The sequence below is a fragment of the Sphingomonas mali NBRC 15500 genome, assembly GCF_001598415.1.
GTDB lineage: Bacteria > Pseudomonadota > Alphaproteobacteria > Sphingomonadales > Sphingomonadaceae > Sphingomonas > Sphingomonas mali.
In genome coordinates, this window is sequence record NZ_BCYX01000095.1 from 1 (window position 1) to 1,488 (window position 1,488).

General features: G+C 64.5%; 1 protein-coding gene. It reads right to left on the minus strand.

The genetic code is table 11. The features are described 5' to 3' along the window. Positions 1–24: 24 nt before the first annotated feature. Positions 25–1,311 (minus strand): 3-methyl-2-oxobutanoate dehydrogenase (2-methylpropanoyl-transferring) subunit alpha, encoded by a 1,287-nt coding sequence (locus SMA01S_RS23915; RefSeq protein WP_066827987.1) that lies wholly within the window; start codon positions 1,309–1,311, stop codon positions 25–27. Positions 1,312–1,488 lie beyond the last annotated feature (177 nt).

Consider the following 1,488-nt stretch of genomic DNA (forward strand, 5'->3'; position numbering starts at 1 on the left):
AACGGGAGAGGGAAATCATCGGCATCACTTCCGCGCCCATGGCCGCCCCGATGCTTCTTCTTCCGCCAGCATCTGCTGCCGTTGTTCCCGCAGATGCCACGGCATTTCCTCGAACACGCCGTCGAACAGGCTGTCGAGCGGCTGGTGCAGGCCGTGGCCGAGGATGCCGTTCTTTTCGGCTTCCTTCTGCGCGTCACGCACCATCTCGGCGAGTTCCTTGTCCTGCGCGACGTGGCGCTCCTCATCCCATTCGCCGAGCGCGATGAGATGGTCCTTGAGCCGCACCACGGGGTCGCCGAGCGGCCAGGCATTGGGTTCGCCGGCCGAGCGATATTGCGTGGGATCGTCGGAGGTCGAGTGCCCTTCGGCGCGATAGGTGAAATGCTCGATCAAGGTCGGGCCCTGGTTGGTGCGCGCGCGCTCCGCCGCCCAGGACATCGCGGCATAGACTGCGAGCGCATCGTTGCCGTCGACGCGCAGCCCGGCAATGCCATAGCCGATCGCGCGCGCGGCGAAGGTGGTTTCGTCAGCGCCGGCAAAGCCCGAAAACGAGCTGATCGCCCATTGGTTGTTGACGACGTTGAAGATGACCGGCGCGCGATAGACGGTCGCGAAGGTCAGCGCCGAGTGGAAGTCACCTTCCGCGGTCGAGCCCTCGCCGCACCAGGTCGACGCGATCCGCGTGTCGCCGCGCGACGCCGAGGCCATCGCCCAACCCACTGCCTGGGGATATTGAGTGGTGAGATTGCCGGAGATCGAGAAAAAGCTGAACCGCCGCTCCGAATACATGATCGGCAACTGCTTGCCCTGCAGCTTGTCGCCGGTATTCGAATAGATCTGGTTCATCATGTCGACCAACGGGCAACCGCGCGAGATCAGGATGCCCTGCTGCCGGTAGCTCGGGAAGCACATGTCGTCGTCGGAGAGCGCTGCGGCCGCACCGATCGACACCGCCTCCTCGCCCAGGCTCTTCATATAGAAGCTGGTCTTGCCCTGGCGCTGGGCGCGGAACATGCGTTCGTCGAAGGCGCGGACCAGCACCATGTTGCGAAGCATTCGGCGCAGCGCGTCGGGCGACAATTTGGGGTCCCAGGGCCCGACCGCGCGGTTGTCCTCGTCGAGGACGCGGATCATCGTATAGGCCAGATCGGTGAAGCCCTGCGCCTTGTCGGCGGTGTCGGGGCGCCGCACCGACCCCGCTGGCGGGATATCGACTTCGCCGAAGTCGACCGCATCGCCGGGACGGAATTTGGGTTCCGGCACATGCAACGACAACGGCTTCAGATTGGCGCGCGGATGCTCGCTGGCCATGCTCTCTCCAGGTTCGACTCACGAGCCGCAACGCTCGGGCGCGGCCTTTGCGCCGTTGTTATAAAATTTCAACGGGCTTGGCGAGTCTTGCGTGGAGCAGGTCGGCATACTGCCCGGCAACCAGGCTGTGCCGAGCGGACTAACCGCCGGTCACGTCAGCGAAATTATCGTCACCCC